The following is a 19310-nucleotide window of genomic DNA, read 5'->3' as shown; positions in this document are numbered from 1 at the left end:
CTCATGATTTGGTCACTAGTTAAAATTCTATCTTTTGTGGTTCTTATTGCTGCGCTCGCGCTGGGCGCTGGAATATTAGCTGAGTCGAACGAGGGAATTCGGATTGCGGTCGCAAACACTGAATTTACGTTGCAGCCGTTGCAGGCGGCAATCGTTTTGGCAGCTCTCCTTGTTTTGGTGTGGCTCCTGATCAAAATCGTAGGACTTATTGTGGCCGTCATACGTTTCCTGAGTGGCGACGAAACCGCGATTTCGCGGTACTTCGATCGCAACCGTGAGCGTAAGGGATATGAGGCACTGGCGCAGGGAATGATGGCGCTTTCGTCGGGTGAAAGTCGCGTTGCGATGGCGAAGGCAGCGCGTGCTGACAAGTATCTAAACCGGCCCGAATTGACGAATCTATTGACGGCGCAGGCCGCTGAAATCTCTGGTGATACTCAAAAAGCTGAGGAAGTTTACAGGCGGTTGCTTACTGACGAGCGCACGCGTTTCGTTGGCGTGCGTGGGATAATGAAACAGAAACTTGCACAGGGAGATACAGTCACAGCGTTGGCCCTTGCGGAAAAAGCTTTTGCCTTAAAACCACGACACACAGAAACCCAGAACACGTTGTTGCAGCTTCAGACCGAAAAGCACGACTGGCAAGGCGCGCGCCGCACCCTTAAATCTCAGCTCAAGACAGGGGCGATTCCAAGAGATGTTTATAAGCGACGCGACGCTGTATTGGCGTTGTCCGAAGTCAGTATCCTTTTGGATGAAAAGTCAACGATCGAGGCACGTGAAGCCGCGATTGCCACACAAAAACAATCTCCCGACTTAATCCCGGCGTCCGTTTTAGCCGCGGATGTCTATATGGAGCAGGGCAAACCAAAGCTTGCCGCGCGGTTGTTGAAAAAAGCGTGGGCTGCTCAACCCCATCCCGATTTGGCGGCAGCCTTTGCTCGAATTGATACAAACGAAGATGCAAAAGCACGGTTGAAGCGATTTGAGGCCCTCACCACACAGCGCACAGGCCACCCCGAGACGATAATGCTTTTGGCGGAACTCCTTATTTCTGCGGAAGACTTTCCCACGGCGCGGAGAAAAATGGGGACATTGGCAGAAACGTCACCGTCCTCCCGTAGTTTGGCATTGATGGCGGCGATTGAACGGGGTGAAGGCGCGGACGATGCGACTGTTCGGGGATGGCTTGCAAAAGCAGTTACCGCCCCCCGAAGCGAGGCATGGGTTTGCGATAACTGTGGGCAAGTGCACGGTGTTTGGGTGCCAGTTTGTACCAAATGCAATAGCATTGATACATTGAGTTGGAAAACGCCATCGGAACCCGAAAGTGAATCAACAAATTCTGCTTCAATGCTGGCGCTCATTACCGAGAGTATTCGTAACGACGACTTGGATGCAGAGGAAGACGTTCAGGATGCGGAAATAGTCCCAGATGAACCAAAGACCTTTGATTAGAGACTGTTTAGAGATTGCACCGCCGCGCGAGCAATCACATATTCTTCGTCTGTTGGGATCGTCAATACTTGAACGGGTCCTGTACCGATCTGCGAAGAATTTCGGGCGTTTCTAATGGGGTCTACGAAGAGGCCGAGATAACCAAGACCGCTGGTTATACGTTGCCTAAGAACGGCGGAGTTTTCTCCAACACCTCCGCAAAAAACAAAGGCATCAAGGCCCTCAAGAACTGCGGTTAAAGCCCCAATTTCCCGTCGGGCACGGAATACATAATAATCCAACGCTTCCTTGGCTGCCGACGCATCAGACGCCAGTAGCTTACGCATATCACCGGAAATTCCGGACAAACCTTTCATACCACTTTGATGGTACAAAAGATGCGTAACCTCCTGTGGGGTCATTCCTCTTTGCTCAATGAGGTGGAGAATTACTCCGGGATCAATTTGTCCGCAGCGGGTTCCCATCGGTAGGCCATCAAGAGCCGAGAAGCCCATCGAAGACGCGCGGCTTTTTCCGTTTTTGATCGCACACATAGACGCACCGTTCCCTAGGTGAGCGATAATGATCCGCTTGTCTTTGAGGTCTGGATAGCGACGCATGAGTTCTTCGGTTACAAATTCATAGCTCAACCCGTGAAATCCGTAACGGCGAATACCTTGATCATAGAACTCTCGGGGCAGCGCGAAAGTGTCATTTACCCACGGGTGCTCGCGGTGAAAGGCGGTGTCAAAGCAACCGATTTGAATCGCAGACGGAAAGGCGATTTGCGCGACTCGTACACCCGCGAGATTGAATGGTTGGTGGAGTGGCGCAAGGGGAGTCAGGTCGCCCAGTGCTTCCATTGTTTCGAGTGTGAGGATTTCGGGAGCACCAAATCGGGTACCACCATGTACGATCCGATGGCCGACAGCGACAATATCCAGTTTCGCGAAATCGCTGGATAGTCCCGACAGAACTGCGTCCAAGGCACTTTGTGGTGTCGCCGCTTGGACGGGAGTATTGGTCTTCTTGCCACCTCGATTGAGGATAAGTTCAGCGGCACCTGCTATATTGTCGACCATGCCGGACAAAATGAGTTTCGGCTCTTTTAAGGCGCGATAGAGACTGAACTTCAATGTGGATGATCCAGCATTGAGCGCAAGAACCGCCTTCATTTGAACTGAGAAGCTCTATAAAGGGACGCGAGCGCCGAGGAGGCGATACGGCTGCGGATTCCGTCAGCGCGGCTGGTTAAAATTATGGGGACGCGTGCGCCCAAAACCAGTCCCGCTGATTCCGCACCCGCAAGATACGTAAGCTGCTTGGCGATCATATTTCCGGATTCTAGGTCTGGGGCGACAAGAATATCCGCGTGGCCGGCGACATCGGAAATGATCCCTTTCGCCTTGGCAGCTTGGGGTGAAATAGCGTTGTCAAATGCCAGAGGGCCATCGACGATGCCACCTATTATCTGGCCACGCTCCGCCATTTTACAAAGCGCTGCAGCTTCAATTGTTGAGGGTATACGCGGATTAACCGTTTCGACGGCTGACAAAATGGCAACTTTTGGTACCGATATTCCAAGCGCAATCCCAAGGTCTATCGCATTCTGAACAATGTCGGCCTTGGTCAATAAGTCGGGTGCGATATTGATTGCAGCGTCGGTGATAAGGAGCGGTTTGGGATAAGCTGGCACGTCCATAAAGAACACATGGGTCATACGGCGCTCTGTTCGCAAACCCTCCGTTTTGTCCAATACGGAGGTCATTATTTCGTCAGTGTGTAGCGCACCCTTCATCAAGGCCTGAGCATTCGCCTCGCGGACAAGGCGAACCGCCCGCTCGGCCGAATCGTGACTATGCTCGGAGTCAACGATTCTAACCCCGTCCAACGAAAGACCTTCTTGATCGGCCACGCTCCGAATTCGTTTCTCTGGGCCAACTAGAATGGGCACAATGAGCTTAAGATCCCACGCTTTAAGGGCTCCAGCTAAGGACAGCGCATCACAAGGATGGATCACGGCGGTCACAACGGGATCAAAGGATTTTGCTTTTTCCAGCAAATGGTCAAGATCGGCACCAGCCCGCTGTAAGGGGAATTCCTGAATGTTCATACTTAGCCCTCAATTGCCCATGTTTGAGCGTAACAATACGTGTCTTACGCCGGGTTTTCGTGCGTTTCTTGTCACGAAAACCAAATCCCACCCACACAATATTTGGGAACAGTATAGCCGGTAGCTTAGATCGCAAGGCAAGAAATTGTCCAGTTGAGCAACAGAATCGAACCGTGTTCTTGCAAGGGTTGAATTCAGTGTGTGTCTTTTCTGAACCTCTGATAGACCAAGCGTACAAAAATATGAGTTTTAAAGTTAGGAATTGACGTGAAGATTTGTGTAGCTGGGATTGGGTATGTGGGCTTGTCAAATGCGGTCTTATTGGCACAAAATAACGACGTGATCGCTGTGGATTTAGACATTTCACGCGTGGAGGCGGTGAACGCGCGCCGGAGCCCAGTTGAAGACGCGGAACTTCAGGAATTTTTGACCAATAAGCAACTTTCACTGTTGGCAACAGACGATCGGAATCGCGCCTATAGTGATGCCGACTATGTCATTGTTGCGACGCCAACCAATTACGATCCCTCGACAAATTTCTTTGATACATCCACAGTTGAGGCGGTTATCAAGGAAGTCATTTCCGTGAACACCACGGCAACCATTGTTGTAAAATCAACGATACCCGTGGGTTTTACAAAGAGAATTTCAGCCGAGTTAGAGACTAATCAAGTAGTTTTTAGCCCTGAATTCCTACGGGAAGGGAGTGCACTTTATGATAACCTATATCCTAGCCGAATTGTTGTCGGTGAAAAGAGCGAGCGGGCGAAGATATTCGCTGATCTGCTGAAGGAAGGCGCTATAAAAGAGGACATCGAGACCCTTTTTACTGGCGCATCCGAAGCAGAAGCGATCAAACTTTTTGCTAATACGTTCTTGGCGATGCGCGTTGCCTATTTTAACGAATTGGACAGTTACGCCTTGGCTTCGGGAATGGATGCACGTCAGATCATTGACGGTGTTGGCTTGGATCCACGCATTGGAAGCCATTACAACAACCCGTCGTTTGGATATGGCGGGTATTGCCTACCCAAAGACAGCAAGCAATTGTTGGCAAACTATTCGGAAGTTCCACAAAACTTGATCCGTGCCATTGTGGATGCGAACCGCACCCGCAAAGATTTTGTCGCCGATCAAATCATCGCACGTGGCCCTAAAGTTGTCGGTATATATCGCCTTGTTATGAAAACAGGCTCAGACAATTTTCGCCAAAGTTCGATTCAAGGGATCATGAAGCGGATTAAGGCCAAGGGTATCGACGTAATTGTCTATGAACCCGCTTTGCATGAAAATGAATTTTTCCATTCCAAGGTTTTCTCGGACTTTGAGGAATTCAAAAGATGTTCCGATGTGATCGTGGCAAATCGAACATCCAGCGAGCTTCTTAGCGTCGCTGACAAAGTGTTTACGCGTGATCTTTTTGGCTCTGATTAGGATCAATTCTGTGGAATACGGCTAGTATTCGACAATCCAAGGCGGGGTTCGGCCCTGAATCACGTGGTTATAATGCTTTATCGCATCTTCAATACCGTCGTAGTAAAAAAGGCGGCCTTTCTCTAGGACCGCACCAGCCGAACACAATTTCCTTATCATCGGCAGGGAGTGAGACACAACAATTGCGCCGCTTGTCTTCATGCGTTCCTGAAAAAGCGCGGAACTTTTTGTTTGAAACGCCGCGTCGCCAACAGATGTGACCTCATCCACGAGGTAGGTATCGAATTTGATTCCCATCGACACGCCAAATGCTAAACGCGATCGCATTCCCGAGGAATAGGTTCGAAACGGTAGGTCGAAATGCACGCCCAATTCGGCGAAATCCTTAACAAATTCGGTCAATTTTTCCGTATCCACGCCGTAAATACGGGCAACGAACCGTGCATTTTGAGACCCTGTGAGTTCCGGATGAAAACTTCCTGCAAAACCAACCGGATAGGAAATTGACCCCGTTGAACTTATCGAACCCGAGGTTGGCCGTTGCGTGCCAGAAATCATTTGCAGCAACGTGGATTTGCCTGCTCCATTTCGCCCCAAAAGCCCAATCGAAACACCAGACGGGAAGACCGCGTTAATGTTTTGCGCAACAACTTTAGACTTTCCATTAAGAAAGAAAGTCTTGCTGAGATTCGAAAGCTGAATCATAGAATTACCGGCGATCTCGGATGGAATATAGGACCAGCGTTAGAATTGCCCAGATCATGAATAAAAACAGGGCTGCTAGACCTAACAGTAGCTCGCGCTTTGGATGAAGGGCTGTTTCTGCCAAGGTTGGTTTCACATAGGCAGCCAAATACCGGCTCTGACGGCTGGCCTCGGCCAAAGCAAAATCATAGGCCTGCAAGGCGGCAAGATAGGATTTCTCGGCAAACTCACGATCAACAATCAGGCTTTCAAATTCGCCGATCATTGTGGAAAAATCTTCGCCACCTTGGCCGGTTGGATTGGACCCAAACTTCCGCCGCTCATCATTGATCCGCGCATGAATAACATCGATTTTTCGCTGAGCGAGGGTGATCCTAGGGTCGGTTTTCGACGCAATGTCACTGAGCAAATCAAGTTCGATAAGCGCGTCCGAAAGCCTTTGTTGAAGGGCATTCATCAAGCCAGTTTGCACCACGATTTCCGTTTCCGGATCGGCGATTTGATTTTGCAGCCTAAATTGGGTCATTTTCTCCCGCGCGATTTTCAGGCGCGCGATGGATTTGTCCAGCTCTTCGCGGGCGTAACGCGTTGTGTCTTCTCTGGCAATCGCGCTAAGCGCGTTAATCATTCGCGAGTTTTCCTCAAAAATCGCCCGTGCGATATTTTGGGCGTCTTGCGGAGTAAAGGCCCGAACTTGGAGTTCAATAAGTTGTGTGCCGGTATCGTAGTTTACGCGGATCATGCGTTGCCAATACTTCACCAGATCTTCTATTGAACCTTCCGGATCAAACGAGAAAATCGGATCGGTTTCGGGAATAGAGAATAGCTTTCGTAGGTCGAGTTGTGCGTCAATGGTTTGGACCATGATTTGGCTCTGGATGAATTCATAGAGAATATCCGCGTCGCGGGAGCCCGATCCGGAGAGACTACCCAAGCCACCCAATATATCCAGTGGCGATTGCGCTTCTTCTGTTCGAACCGAAAACCCAACGGTTGATACGAACTGATCTTCTGCACGTTGATAAAGGTAAGCAGCCCAGAGGCCCACTGGCACAACAACAATAAGGGCGAAAAGGACAGCGATAAGCCCATGCCGCCGCTCTAGTTTGGCTCTGTTTGCTGGCGGTGCTATGGTAACCACGGTTGGCTTTGGTGTTGCCGCCGCTGGTTTGGGAGCGGCAGGATTTGCCTTGGGTTGTGCTGGAGTCGTAGGGCGAATGGGGCTCGTCCCTTGATTCGGGTTTGCATTCTTGGGGGCCGCCGGCTGAGCAACGGGACCGGATCCCGGATTTACCTTCTGTGTCGACACTGGATTCCCCATCTGATCATTTGCCTATTGATAACACTTCCTTCATATCTATTAAAAGGGAAACCATAGAACAAAAAAGGGTGGATCGGTGGCATTCTTCGCGAAAGGCCTGCATGCGAGAAGGCACAAGACGGCCCGTACGGTTGGCGCATTGTTGCTTCGAGAAATGGCGACCAGCTATGGCCGATCGCCAGGGGGATATGCTTGGGCGATCCTTGAACCCGTCGCGGGTATTGCCCTGTTGTCGATCGTCTTCTCCGCGGCATTTCGCGCTCCCCCCCTCGGGACGAGCTTCCCCCTTTTCTATGCGTCCGGTTTTTTGCCTTTTGTTTTCTATCTCGGCCTCTCATCAAAGGTTGCGGCCTCGATTCAGTTTTCTAAATCCCTTTTGAGCTATCCGGCGGTTACCTATTTTGATGCCATACTCGCACGTTTCTTGCTCACGAGTTTGACCCATATAATGGTATTTGCCCTCGTGATATGGGGCATTATTTGGTTTGGCGATATGCGACCAATTCTCGATCCCTTTCATATAATCAACGCGATGTGCATGGCGGCAGCCTTGGGGCTTGGGGTTGGAACATTAAACTGTTTTCTTATGTCGATGTTTCCAATCTGGGGGCAAGCTTGGGCCATTGTAAACAAGCCCCTTCTCATCATTTCTGGGGTATTGTTTCTTTTTGACTCAATTCCTCGTCCGTTTAATGAGTTTTTGGTATTTAACCCCCTTGTTCATGTAGTGGGAGAAATGCGGCGCGGCTTTTACACGAATTATCAGGGCAGTTATATCGAGCCTCTTTACGTCTATTTGGGGTCATTCGCGGCTTTTGGCATTGGGCTTCTCTTGCTCAACCGTTACAACCGCACTATTCTCAATGACTGATGAAAAATCTGAATTTTTCACCATCGCAAATTTTCGGGACGGGCCTTTTGGATTTTCACACTATTGAGACACTAAAGCGGAGGTTTAAGGCCTCTTTTAAAGTCGCTTTCATGACGCCGTCAGCGGTTAAATACGTGAATATTTTGAAGCGCAGTCCAGAGTTTGACCGCGGGTTCTATTTGCGTACAAACAGTAATATCAATCGTTTTTACCATCGGTTCCCTGAACGGCATTATGTGCTTTATGGCGAGAGTTTGGGGTTGCGTCCCAACCCAGATTTCGCTCCCAGAGATTACATGCGTTTGAATAAAGATATTGGCCCTGAACATAGACAGGCCCTGCGGCATTATCTGGAGCGCGGCAAAAACGAAGGACGTGCGACTGCTGTGCGCCCGGGTGCGTCCTCGCGAGATGGGAAGAAAACTGCAGTTGTCAGACCCTTGATCGAGGGCCAAAAGGCCAAGTTTGCCATCGTCATCCACGTGTTTTATCATGACTTGTGGTCAGACTTTAAGGCGCGTCTGTTGGATCTAGATATCGAATTTGACCTGTTTGTGACAGCGACCTTTGATCCGAGTGAAACGGATGAAATGTTCGCCGATATTCGCGCGACTTTCCCGTCTGCGCGTTGTTTTGAGTTGCATAACCACGGTCGCGATATCTTCCCTTTTGTCTATCTCGCGAATTCGAGTGTTCTGGACGGTTATTCCGCGATTTGTAAGTTTCATACCAAGAAATCCCCGCATCGAACCGATGGCGAAAAATGGCGAGATCACTTGATTTCGGGTCTTCTAGATGGGCAAAATACGTCCCTTATCACTGATGCATTCTTGGCAGATGAGACCGCAGGGTTCCTTGTTGCAGACGGTCAACATTTTACCGAAACGCGCTGGTGGGGGTCTAATTTCGAGCGGACAAAAGCGATGTTGGCGCGGGTCGAAGTTCCTATCACAGAGAAGGGGATTTCATTCCCAGCGGGGTCCATTTATTGGTTGAAGCCCGAAATCTTGTCTATGATAAAGGGGATGCGTCTGACAGAGGACGATTTCGAATATGAGTTGGGCCAGGTCGACGGAACACTCGCCCATGCGTTTGAACGCGGTGTCGGGTTCTTGGCTACAAATGGGGGGCAGACCACGCGTCAAACCTCCGAAATCATGTCGAGACCTGTTGCTGACCCATTGCCATTGCCTGAATTTACCTCCTGTTTTTATCTGCCGCAGTTCCATCCAACTGAAATGAATGACAAATGGTGGGGCAAAGGGTTTACCGAATGGACGTCGACCGTCGCTGCGAAACCCCAGTACAAAACCCACCAACAACCCGTTTTACCCGCCGATTTAGGGTTCTATGATTTGCGATTGCCGTCGGTCATGGGGCAGCAGGCCGAGTTGGCCAAGGATGCCGGAATCGACGCGTTTTGTGTCTATCACTACTGGTTTGATCGGACGCGTATCTTAGAAACGCCGATGAATAACCTCCTTAACGCCCCAGAAATTGACTTCCCATTCTATCTTTGTTGGGCCAACGAAAGCTGGCGGCGCAATTGGGATGGCCTCTCGGGCGAAATCCTTCTGGATCAATCCTATGGTGAAGGTTTTGAAGAGCGCTTGGTCGAGGACAGCCTCCCATATATGCGGGACGCTCGCTATCAACGGCCAAATGGTCGCGACCCAAGATTCGTGATTTATCGCCCCGAAGACATGCCGAACCCCGTTCAAAATGTGGCTCTAATGCGGCAAGCTTGGCGCGATTCTGGAATTGGTGAAGTGGAGTTGGGCGCGGTACGGTTCCATATTTCGGGCGATCAATCTGTCGCCGAAGACGTTTTTGATTTCTGGATTGAAATGCCGCCGCACGGAATGGTCGTTGAAAAAGATTTGATCGAAATTGATAGTCTTGATTCCGAATATTCAGGCTCTTTTTCAGGCCTTATCTATAGCTATGACGGTGTGATTGAAAACAGCGCGAAGAAATCCTACGTGCGTGGCCTCCCTGCCAATACAATTGCCGGGGTTATGCCAAGCTGGGATAATACCGCACGTCGTGGGGCTGCCGCGCATATGGCATATGGGGCCAACCCGCAATCATTTGATCGTTGGTTGAAGTCGATACGCGCCCATCGCCTTGAAGGGTCCTATCGGAACGAGTTGTTTATCAACGCATGGAACGAATGGGCCGAAAACGCCATATTAGAGCCTAGTAAGCATTATGGATCTGCATATTTGGAAACGGCGAAACGCAATATCAAACCGCGTAGCCTCGGCTAAAAACACCTGCCCATATCAGATTGCTTTATGGCGTCTGAGGGAGATTTTGCGACCGGTCGCTGAGCGATAAAGAAACTCGATTAGCACAGAGGCCACGATCATCGCGCCTACAATTACGAGGTGGCTACGTGTTGCTGGGTTTTCAGCGACTTTCCAGCATAGCGCACCCAAGGCTCCCGCAGTGGTGAAGGCCGCAAGGCCAGATATCCACGCCCGAGCACCCGTTTCTTTGGCTAAACGGACACTCGCGACATTCACGAAGAAAAACAGGAGCAAAAAACCGGCGCTGCCCGCTGTTGCAATGGCTTGCAGGGGAATGAAATTAGCAACGATTAGTGCCAGAGCCGCGCAAATGATGGCCCCCTCGGAATGTTCGTTTCTGATTGTTCGTTCGATTTCCTTAGGCAACTGCCCCGTCTTGGCAATGACATAGGCTAAGCGACCTGTACTAAAAAACGTTGCATTGATCGCCGAGCTTGTGGCCATTAAGGCGGCCACGACTATAGCTATATATCCGTTCTTGCCCAGAACCTCTCGGCCCGCAGCGGAAAGAGCCGTGTCCCTATTGGCGCCGACCTGCTCAAGGCTCATATGTCCCAAAACAACGCTCACAATCAGGACATAGAGGACAATGACAATGAGCACTCCGCCAATGTAGGCAATCGGTAAGGAGCGGCGCGGGTCGGCCACATCTTTGGAAGCATTGGCGATCAGCTCAAACCCCTCAAAATTCAGAAAAATCAGCATACTGCCTGCAATGAGAGCGACGGGCGTCACGGCGCCGACGGGGTCCAATCGTGTCCAGTCCATCGGTGTGAGGAAACCCGCAATGATGAAACCGACCAACAGGACCATTTTGATGATATTGAACACGTTTTCGGATTTGATGACGAGTTTAGCTGCCAGAACGTTCAAGCCGACAAGGCCGATTATGACGCCGCTGGTTAATAAATGTATCAGGAAATTTTGCGACTCATGAGGAAAGAGATCCGCGCCATAACTTCCGAAGGCATAGGCGTAAATCGCCAGCAAAACCACGTAGCTCAGCAGGAGGAGGATATTGGCGGCCCCTGTGAATAAACCCGTACCAAAACCGCGACAGAGGAAATCAACAGTGCCGCCCTCGCCCGGATAGGCCAGCGTCAATTTCAGATAGGAATAGCTGGTCAGCAAGGCCACAATCCCAGCAATGACAAAGGCAAGTGGTGCGGCCTGTTTGGTCAACTCAATCGTCAACCCCGTTACAGCAAAGATTCCGCCGCCGACCATTCCGCCGAGGCCAATCGACAAGGTCGACAGTGTTCCAAGTTTTTTAGAGTCCGGATTTACTGTCTCAAAAGGGGTCTTAGGCATTGGGTGATGTGTCCATTAATCATGCGGGCTCAACTTGATCCTGCAATGTATTCAAATAGGTAGCTAGTCTGAAACACTTGATTGGAGAGGTCGCTTCCGTGCACAAGTATTAAGAAATGCGGCAGTGTTTCAATAGGAGCGCAACAAAGGGAAGTTCTCCCGAAAGACCCCCCTAAGTCACACGGCCTATTGTCCGCTCAATGAGGTCGTTGACCAATTTTGGTGTCTCGATTGAAGAAGAATGGCCTGCGCCCTTTAGGACGAATAGTTCCGACCCCTCAATCGCCGCATGAAGGCGTTCAGATTTTTCAAGGTCAGTGGCTACATCCTCCTCTCCAACCCCGATCCCGACGGGCAATTTAACATTGTTCAGAAGTTCGGCACAGCCATCGCGCTCAATCACACCCGACACTGCCCGCGATATACCAATGCGATGATTGCCTGCAATCGCATCCGCCCACCGTTTCTTTTCCTTCACCCGAGCCGCGTCGTTCAGGAATGTCTGCCCGAACATGATCGGCAAAACGCGCCCCGTTACGGCCCACAAACCGATCCAGCGGGCAACAAAATTGAGCATACGGTATTTCGGTCCGTTCTCGATCGGTTCAGGGTCCGCGGAGGTATCGAGCAGGGTGAGCGTTTTCAACAATTCCGGATGTTTTGCGGCCAATCGCATGCCAACAAATCCACCCATACTCAAACCGACAAAGTGACAAGGCGCGACCCCAAGATGCTCAATGAGGGCAGCAGCATCTTCGGTGAGTGTGTCAATATCGTATCCGCCTTTGGTCACACCACTCTGCCCCTGGCCGCGGTGATCGAAAGTAATACAGCGATATTGTTTCTGGAAATTGGCAATTTGTTCCTCAAACATGGCGCCATTAAATAGGAGGCCGTGGGAAAACACGATTACGCCGCCAGTCCCGCCGGTGTCGGTGAAATGAATATGGGCACCATTTAGCTCAACGTGAGGCATTTTTCTCCCTCCCTAGGAATGACGCTTTGTAGCACATTGGACCGTGTCAGAGGCCATTAATTTGTCGCTAGGCCTGCGAGGAAGAATAACCTCACTATATCGTTTTTTCAGGAATGAATCACCTTTGCGGAAGCATCGCCCTAAAAGCGGGGATACTGTGGACGTTCGATGCAGCTAAAATCGATCGGCACATCCCACGCCCTCTAGCACCGTCCCTGTAGAGTACCTGTGTTACCAAATCTTCGGTCCATTGTCCGGCGGGACCGTTTTTGTCCTGCCGCGCTACAAAGCGAGTCATGCTTTGTCCCAGAATGCCAAATTCCGTGATTTGTTTGCCACGGGCGAGGTCGCTGGTAAGCGTTGCCCGTGAGGCAGAGGCGATCCATCAAGGTGTCAATTCTGTTTCCACGAACCCAAATCGACGGCTTTGTGAGTTATAAACTTCACCAAGGAATTCGCGGTGAACACCGCCGCCTAATCCGCGTACGCGTTCTCCCAACAACTAGGGGAAGGATGGTATGACAATTTCAGGAACCAGACAGTGGGGGGTATAGGGATGCATGAAATGCCCCATCCAAGCTGGTAGACGTTTGCCAGCATTGCTAAAGTGCAGTGCTGCGCGCCTTAATCCAACTGAACACAAGAATTTTGTACGAGCGGTAAGGGACAAAACGACCGGTCGGGTAGCCGACGTGTTCATGAAGCTGATCGCCGTAAGGTGCATTCAGTTCCAAAAGACTGACTAAATACCATCATTTAGGCACTGCGTTTGTGTTCGTCTTGTGTGCCGATTGATGTTGCAGAGATACCTCAAATTGGGATACATTCCTCTAGAGAGTTTTCGTACGCCTCAGAAGACCAAACGCCGCTGTCTTTATAAAAAGACGCGGCGTTTTCATTTTCAGCTAATGAACAGAAAAAGTGCAAATTTTCGAAACACATTATGATGTTTCTCTGCGCGTTGATGGGATTTCAAGCGATTGTCTTGGCTTGATTTTGTTGGTGACCCCGGGTGGGTTCGAACCACCAACCTGCCCCTTAGGAGGGAACCGTTCATAGCATTATTCCTTCTTTGATTTCGGTGGTTTGGGTGTTTGTACAGGGTCTTCCTGTACATGGTTTGTACGAAAACGGGCTCTGACATCGGCCTCATCCGTCTCTGCATGGGCATAAATGCGCATCGGCAAATTGGGGTCTGACCAGCGCCCAGCTTTGGCGGCTGTGACTGGATCGACGCCCTGCCGAACGACTAATTCGGTGAAAAAGCCATGCCGCCCAGCTGGATGGGCAGACAGGTATTGGATACCCGCCCGCTTACAGATCGTCTTCCAGCGGTTGTTGTAGCCGGTTGAACTGCCGTAACCAAAGACACGGCAGGACATGAAGCTTCCTGTCTTGCGGTTTTTAGGACGCTTTGGCGGTAAAGCGATCAGCTCATCCATCATTTGAGGCGACACGGTGATCCAGCTTTCAGGATGCCCCTTCTGGGCTTTCAGTCTCACCTTATTCTCCGCAGTTCTCAGATCACTAGGCTCCAATGTTACTGCCTGATCAATCCGCGCCGCTGTCTCGAACATGAACCGCACCAACGCAGCATTGTAAGGATCAGCTGCGCTACAAAACGCCTCGATCCATTCCTTGTCCGCTGGGGTGCGTTCCACACGGCTCAGTTTGCTACGCCGCTTGTCTTGAGCGATGCGCTCAAAATTGTCGTAAGACTTTACGCGGATCGTTGGCGTGTTCTTCAGGTCATGGGCATTGTTGATCACTGCACTGGCGGGCGTGACAATCTCCCGCCACCATGTGTCTGTACAGGCATCTGGTTTTAGGCTTGGTCCCAGTTCCTTGAGCATCCTGCCCGAGATCGCGGACAAAGGCAGATCGCCAATCTCTTCAACGATTGGAATAAGCTGCTTTGCCGTTTTCGGGGATGCTTTGTAGATCAAGATCGCATCAGAGAAGGTCATGCGCGGTTCATCCCCGAAAACGTATCGGTGAATCTGTGCCTCTGTTTCGCGGGCTACCCAGTCCCGTGCGCCTGCTTCTGTAGATGCCTTAGTGCTTCGCCGGTATGGGCCTGCGATACGCCTGCCGTTGTACTCGACCCAGCCCTTCGCCCAGTAAACCCGACCCCTTTTGTAGATTTCGAGCGGCATGACTGACCTCCTTCAAAAATCGTATCGATCTGTGCGGGCGTGATCAGCATTGTCCGACCGAGCCGATAGAACGCGCCTGTCTCATTCGCCCGCTCTCGCAAGGTGCGTTCGGAAATTTCAATCCCTCGCTCTGCCATGATCTCAACCCATTGTGCTGGCGTCTTGCCAAGCCCTAGGATTTGCGAGCTGTCTGTTTTGTCGATCTCTGCCATTTCAGTCATCCTTTTCCGTTCGGGTTGAATTTTCTGTACGCATGGAATCGCTTGTTCTGCACCTTCTGACGTGGTCAGATGGAATTGAATGTAACTTTACGTTATTTTGTGCAGTTTTGCGCGATATGACGGTTTCGTCAATAGGAAAACTTGCATGGCGCAGGATTCTAAGTCTCTCTTCACTTCTATGGGCGCGCGCCTCGCGATTGCGCGCAATGAAGTTGGCCTGACACAAACCGCCATGGCCGATGCGATTGGAGTCTCACATCGCGCGTATCACAGCTACGAAAAGGGCCAGCGCGGCCTGCCGGTTGAAGCTCTGGTCGCTATGGCTGATCGGTTCGACGTGGACGCAGCGTGGATACTGTTGGGAACCAAAGCGGTCCGTGCAGCCCATGACTTCGACGCGCTCAAGAGGATCGAGACCTCACTCGACCAGCACCTCAATGAAGAAGCCATCAAGATCAAAAGCGAAAAACGCGGGGCCATCATCGCCCGCTGGTATCAGTCACACGTCGAAGGGCGAGAGGTAACCGATGATGATGTTCACACTTGGATCGAGCTTGTTAGGGAGTAGAGAAATGAAAAAAGCGAGCGAAAACTGGAAGCGTACCCGCCGGGCAGTCTTAGAACGGGCGCACCGAACCACAGTTGACCCACTGTCGCCGTTATATAACATCTACATGGGCGTTAGTGCCCTGTATCTTGCTGGCTTTCTTCACTTCAACTTCTTTGACTACGGCACCGAATTCACCTGGTTCAGAGCAGGCATAATCATCTGTGTTGCCGTGGCGGGCATCCTTGTTCCAGTGCTGACAGGCTCAGTTCTGACCTTGCATTTCGCGAGCAAGAAATTGGAGCGTTTGATTGCTGAGTGAGCAAAACACGAACCGCCGTTTCACAGCTCTTCAGGCGTGCTGGGAACTACCCACTGCGATTGAGACTTGCCTCCAGCTCGTCTGCCGGGGAGACCAATTCGCGTGACGTTCGGAGTGTTCATTCACCGGACAGACTCGGGCTACGATGACGTCCCTTCGGAACGATACCAGTTCCCAAAAAAATACCTGACGCGTGTGCAGCAGTGCGAAGGCGACTGGATCGTCTACCTTGAACCCACCAAAGTGAAAAACACCAAAGGCTACTTCGCTGTCGCCAAGGTACAAGAGGTCATCGCAGACCCTCGCAGCGCTGATATGTATTTGGCTGTAATCGAACCCGGGACCTATCTCGACTTTGGCGATCCGGTTCCATTCCGCGATAATGACGGCATTGTCGAGCAAGGCGTGCTGAACGATCTTGGAAATATTTCCGGCCGCGCTCAGGCTGCAGTTCGGCGACTCTCAGCAGAGGATTTCGCTCGGATCGTGGAGCGCGGACTTGGGCAAGACGATGATTTTCTGCCTCGCGTCGATCAGACAAACCAGATGCCCGGCTTCCAAGATCCGCAGGTACCCTTTCAGCATCTCACAGCGCGGGAGCGTGTCGACCAATTGACTAACCGCGCTGTGCGCGACCGCAACTTCAGAAAGAATGTTCTTCGCGCTTATGGCGAACGGTGCGCGATAACGGGACTGCGCCTCATCAATGGTGGCGGGCGTGCCGAAGTTGAGGCAGCCCATATCAGGCCGGTCGACCGTGACGGCCCCGATATCGTGAGTAATGGGTTAGCGTTATCCGGTACCGCGCATTGGATGTTTGACAGAGGCTTGGTCGGGCTTGCCGATGATCTTTCCATTCTCGTGTCTAGACAAAGCAACGACCTAGAAGCCGTGACAGCGATGATCAATTCTTCTGGAAAGCTATTGGCGCCTGAGCGTCTGGCCAACCGGCCAAGAACGGAGTTCGTAACTTGGCACCGAGATAATTGCTTTAAACATTAACGACCCGTAACGGCCATTCATGTTTGGAGCGAGTGACAGCTTGGCCTGATTAAGGTGAGGGTTATTGGCGGAAGAAGAACCGAGTTAATAATTCAAACGATAAATACTGTTACCCGCGTCATCTAGTGAGCCTGTATTTACCACTCCGTCAAAGCTAGACGGTCCGCCGCGCCAAGGTCCTGCATTCCACTTTGCTTTCAGGAAATTTGTCCAAGCATCACGGTTGGAACCGTTGCCGACGGGCACTCTCGATTTCGAGTTAAGATGGCTGAAAACAGAATGAGTTGGCAGCCATTCATTGTCCGACACGGCGAACCTGAAGTCGCCCGAGTGCATTTGTTTTCGAAGAATTCCAGCAATGTTGAAGTTGAAATAATTGGCGTCCCGCAAGAACAAGTCGGACGCGTTGCAGCAGGCAGAGAAGTCATTCTGCAGAAGCAATTCGTTCTCTGCGAAACCAAAGACTAACCCCTGCTGTTCGGCAACTCTTTTCAGGCGGACGAGGCGGGGTTTCTTGAATGCGATTGGTAGAACGAACTCACGTCCCACACGCACGGCATTTTGCTCGGCGTAGAAATTTCGAATTCCGGGTAACGTCTGCTGAAGCTTTGCGAAATTATGCGCTGAGGTTTCTACTGGTAGCTTCAAATACTCGACAGAAACGTGTTTGAAACCATGATTGGCTGCGTCAATAATCAGCTTTTCCGCGTCTTGCTCAAAGTCCGGTATAATTGGTTGCAATCGCAACGATACCGACACGCCTTTGGCTGCAATCTTGTTAGCGCAGTTCATTCGGTCGTTTACGGACGGCACACCTGGTTCAAGACTGGACGTTAGCTCTGAGCCAACTGCTGCAACCGAAATTCTGACATAGAAGTTTCCCCGAGCTAAGACCGAAAGGTACTCATCGCTGGCGAGAATAGTTCCCTTTGTGCTAATTATGGTTGGGTAATCGTACTCTGCCAGCACCTTTAAGGTCTCAAGCGAGATCGACTTCTTACTCTCGGAAGGGCCAAACGGGTCATTCATTCCCCCAAATTGAACGGGAATTCGTCTCTGGATGAAGTCTTCGGTTGCGCCCCGAGGATTACCTTCAGCGGCACGCTGTAGCCGTTTCCTAAGTTGTGCATTATTGATCGTAGTTGCACCGTTTACACCAAACGAACCTCCGCGCGCTTTTGAAAAGCAATACTGGCAACCAAACTGGCAGTTACTATACGAGTCTAAACGTAACGGAACGCTGCAAAAGTGCATTTGGCTCGTCGGAGCCATATAATATTTGTATGATGACACTCTAATTTATTACCCAAAGCAGGGATAGTACGAAACAAATATCCTGAAGGACAGTTACAAAGACCAAAACCATCGCCACAGCGAGAAGCCCCCATATGAGCAAGCGCATCTTGGGGCCGCTGCTGGTCCACCTGCCAAAAATTTCCCAAAAGAGGTCTCTGACCACCTCTTCTGGTGCGTCTTCCTTAATCGCAAGGTCGTAACTTTTCGTAAGATGCGGGAACTGAAATATCGTCCCTTTTTCAGAAACCTGCGGCTCTTTTCGGAAATCTGGATTTTCGCTCGACTCTTTCGCGTAGTTCTTTCCAACCACGCGATTTTCGAGCTTTTCACGACTGACTGTATGAATGCTGGTCCAACATCCATGAAACTCCCAAACAAGCCAACGCGGTGAGTGCCCGCGTGCTTGATAGGCTGGGTAGGTCGGATACCGCTTTATGAATTGAGGGCATCTCCATGCGTGGATACCAAAAGCAATCGCATAGGCCAAGGATGCAAGCCATAAAATCCACCAATCAAACGGTAGCACGAGCATGCTAGGATAATTTTGGATAACACTGGCAACCAAGGGTGCGGTGGCAAACCAGGTAATGAAAAACCGTGTAACAATGGGCTTGAAATAACCATCAAGGTTATGCCAGTGGGTTTGTTCGCCATCCCATCTTTCCCACCATGCGACTTTCGACATAGTACACCTGTGTTTACTTTGAGAGCATTCTTGTTTTGTTCCGTTTATCTTATGGAGTACAGTGGGTCAACAAAACTTCAGGATCCGGCCCATTGCGGAGCTTGGTAAAATCATAGGCCTCCGCCTTGCAGTTCCCCCGGAATGAAGTCGATCAGATGTGCGACAACTTGGAGCATCTCACGAAGGCTACCGTCTTGTCTATTTTGCAATCGTGGCAGACTAGAAAAGGGACTTTAGCCAGTTCCAGAACCGACCAGAAATACTCGGCTCAGGATAATTCTCTTCGAAATAGACTTCGCGCCGGTTCTGCTCGGCAGTGCGTCCAGCAAGCACCTTTTCCTCGCTCCACCGCCCCGCCCATTTCACACTGCCTCTTGTAATTAGGTAATGCGACCTGCATTCTTGTTGCCAATTACCGATGGAAGGCCGCACAGTTGGGCCGGCTTCAGTCTCTCGAATTGCCCATTCAGTCGGTCCGAGTGGTGTTCTAACTTTTGCTCCGCATCCACATGCACAAAGATGCGCGGCTGTCTCAAATTCCGCCGAAACGTACAATACGGCCCGCTCAAGTTGCTTGGGCATGTAGTGAACTTTCTCGAGA

The 19310-nt window shown here is 50.8% G+C and carries 18 protein-coding genes; 7 read left to right on the top strand and 11 right to left on the bottom strand.

Annotation, left to right across the window (positions count from 1 at the left end):
* The first annotated feature begins 3 nt into the window (after positions 1-3).
* Positions 4-1458 (top strand): heme biosynthesis HemY N-terminal domain-containing protein, encoded by a 1455-nt coding sequence (locus tag AB9F27_RS10135; protein WP_335583963.1) that lies wholly within the window; start codon positions 4-6, stop codon positions 1456-1458.
* On the opposite strand, the gene AB9F27_RS10130 is transcribed toward AB9F27_RS10135, so the two are convergent.
* Together AB9F27_RS10130 and AB9F27_RS10125 are read right to left on the bottom strand one after the other, a co-directional pair.
* Positions 1455-2612: an acetate/propionate family kinase gene (locus AB9F27_RS10130; protein WP_335583964.1), complete on the bottom strand. Its 1158-nt coding sequence runs from the start codon at positions 2610-2612 to the stop codon at positions 1455-1457. The genes AB9F27_RS10135 and AB9F27_RS10130 overlap by 4 nt on opposite strands.
* Complete coding sequence (locus tag AB9F27_RS10125) at positions 2609-3550, bottom strand: bifunctional enoyl-CoA hydratase/phosphate acetyltransferase (RefSeq protein WP_335583965.1); 942 nt, start codon at positions 3548-3550, stop codon at positions 2609-2611. Before AB9F27_RS10125 ends, AB9F27_RS10130 begins: the two co-directional genes overlap by 4 nt.
* A gap of 267 nt (positions 3551-3817) precedes the next feature.
* Here AB9F27_RS10125 and AB9F27_RS10120 point away from each other — a divergent pair, with 267 nt between their 5' ends.
* Positions 3818-4984 (top strand): nucleotide sugar dehydrogenase, encoded by a 1167-nt coding sequence (locus tag AB9F27_RS10120; protein ID WP_335583966.1) that lies wholly within the window; start codon positions 3818-3820, stop codon positions 4982-4984.
* A 21-nt stretch (positions 4985-5005) separates the two neighbouring features.
* Here the strand turns inward: AB9F27_RS10120 and AB9F27_RS10115 are convergent, their stop codons facing one another.
* Both AB9F27_RS10115 and AB9F27_RS10110 read right to left on the bottom strand, forming a co-directional pair.
* Complete coding sequence (locus AB9F27_RS10115; RefSeq protein WP_335583967.1) at positions 5006-5689, bottom strand: ABC transporter ATP-binding protein; 684 nt, start codon at positions 5687-5689, stop codon at positions 5006-5008.
* 4 nt (positions 5690-5693) lie between these two features.
* Positions 5694-6998 (bottom strand): hypothetical protein, encoded by a 1305-nt coding sequence (locus AB9F27_RS10110; protein ID WP_335583968.1) that lies wholly within the window; start codon positions 6996-6998, stop codon positions 5694-5696.
* An 88-nt stretch (positions 6999-7086) separates the two neighbouring features.
* Between AB9F27_RS10110 and AB9F27_RS10105 the strand changes: the two genes are divergently transcribed.
* Positions 7087-7881 (top strand): ABC transporter permease, encoded by a 795-nt coding sequence (locus AB9F27_RS10105; RefSeq protein ID WP_335583969.1) that lies wholly within the window; start codon positions 7087-7089, stop codon positions 7879-7881.
* A gap of 110 nt (positions 7882-7991) precedes the next feature.
* Positions 7992-10151, top strand: a complete 2160-nt coding sequence (locus AB9F27_RS10100) for a glycoside hydrolase family 99-like domain-containing protein (RefSeq protein ID WP_335583970.1) — start codon at positions 7992-7994, stop codon at positions 10149-10151.
* 15 nt (positions 10152-10166) lie between these two features.
* Here the strand turns inward: AB9F27_RS10100 and AB9F27_RS10095 are convergent, their stop codons facing one another.
* From AB9F27_RS10095 to AB9F27_RS10080, 4 genes are all read right to left on the bottom strand, one after another.
* Positions 10167-11504 carry an APC family permease gene (locus tag AB9F27_RS10095; RefSeq protein ID WP_369757704.1) on the bottom strand — a complete coding sequence of 446 codons (1338 nt, stop codon included), beginning with the start codon at positions 11502-11504 and terminating at the stop codon, positions 10167-10169.
* Between the two features lie 172 nt (positions 11505-11676).
* Positions 11677-12480 carry an alpha/beta hydrolase gene (locus AB9F27_RS10090; protein ID WP_335583972.1) on the bottom strand — a complete coding sequence of 268 codons (804 nt, stop codon included), beginning with the start codon at positions 12478-12480 and terminating at the stop codon, positions 11677-11679.
* A gap of 1061 nt (positions 12481-13541) precedes the next feature.
* Positions 13542-14447, bottom strand: coding sequence for a tyrosine-type recombinase/integrase (locus AB9F27_RS10085; protein ID WP_369757703.1), 906 nt, complete (start codon positions 14445-14447; stop codon positions 13542-13544).
* Between the two features lie 53 nt (positions 14448-14500).
* Positions 14501-14848 (bottom strand): hypothetical protein, encoded by a 348-nt coding sequence (locus AB9F27_RS10080; protein ID WP_369757701.1) that lies wholly within the window; start codon positions 14846-14848, stop codon positions 14501-14503.
* Positions 14849-15002: 154 nt separating this feature from the next.
* On the opposite strand from AB9F27_RS10080, the gene AB9F27_RS10075 reads away from it, so the two are divergent.
* From AB9F27_RS10075 to AB9F27_RS10065, 3 genes are all read left to right on the top strand, one after another.
* On the top strand, positions 15003-15425 hold the full coding sequence (locus AB9F27_RS10075) for a helix-turn-helix domain-containing protein (RefSeq protein WP_369757700.1): 423 nt from the start codon (positions 15003-15005) through the stop codon (positions 15423-15425).
* A 4-nt stretch (positions 15426-15429) separates the two neighbouring features.
* A complete protein-coding gene (locus AB9F27_RS10070; protein ID WP_369757699.1) occupies positions 15430-15726 on the top strand; it encodes a hypothetical protein in 297 nt (98 codons plus the stop codon).
* A 102-nt stretch (positions 15727-15828) separates the two neighbouring features.
* Complete coding sequence (locus AB9F27_RS10065; protein WP_369757698.1) at positions 15829-16728, top strand: HNH endonuclease; 900 nt, start codon at positions 15829-15831, stop codon at positions 16726-16728.
* Positions 16729-16812: 84 nt separating this feature from the next.
* Here the strand turns inward: AB9F27_RS10065 and AB9F27_RS10060 are convergent, their stop codons facing one another.
* From AB9F27_RS10060 to AB9F27_RS10050, 3 genes are all read right to left on the bottom strand, one after another.
* Positions 16813-17757 carry a hypothetical protein gene (locus AB9F27_RS10060; RefSeq protein ID WP_369757697.1) on the bottom strand — a complete coding sequence of 315 codons (945 nt, stop codon included), beginning with the start codon at positions 17755-17757 and terminating at the stop codon, positions 16813-16815.
* A 265-nt stretch (positions 17758-18022) separates the two neighbouring features.
* Positions 18023-18709 carry a hypothetical protein gene (locus AB9F27_RS10055; RefSeq protein ID WP_369757696.1) on the bottom strand — a complete coding sequence of 229 codons (687 nt, stop codon included), beginning with the start codon at positions 18707-18709 and terminating at the stop codon, positions 18023-18025.
* 219 nt (positions 18710-18928) lie between these two features.
* Complete coding sequence (locus AB9F27_RS10050; protein ID WP_369757712.1) at positions 18929-19291, bottom strand: DUF6527 family protein; 363 nt, start codon at positions 19289-19291, stop codon at positions 18929-18931.
* Between the last annotated feature and the right edge of the window lie 19 nt (positions 19292-19310).

Origin of the sequence: Falsihalocynthiibacter sp. CO-5D18, assembly GCF_041205445.1 — a bacterium.
GTDB lineage: Bacteria > Pseudomonadota > Alphaproteobacteria > Rhodobacterales > Rhodobacteraceae > Falsihalocynthiibacter > Falsihalocynthiibacter arcticus.
Note: the sequence above shows the minus strand (reverse complement) of the source record. Positions and strands in the feature narration are given on the sequence as shown.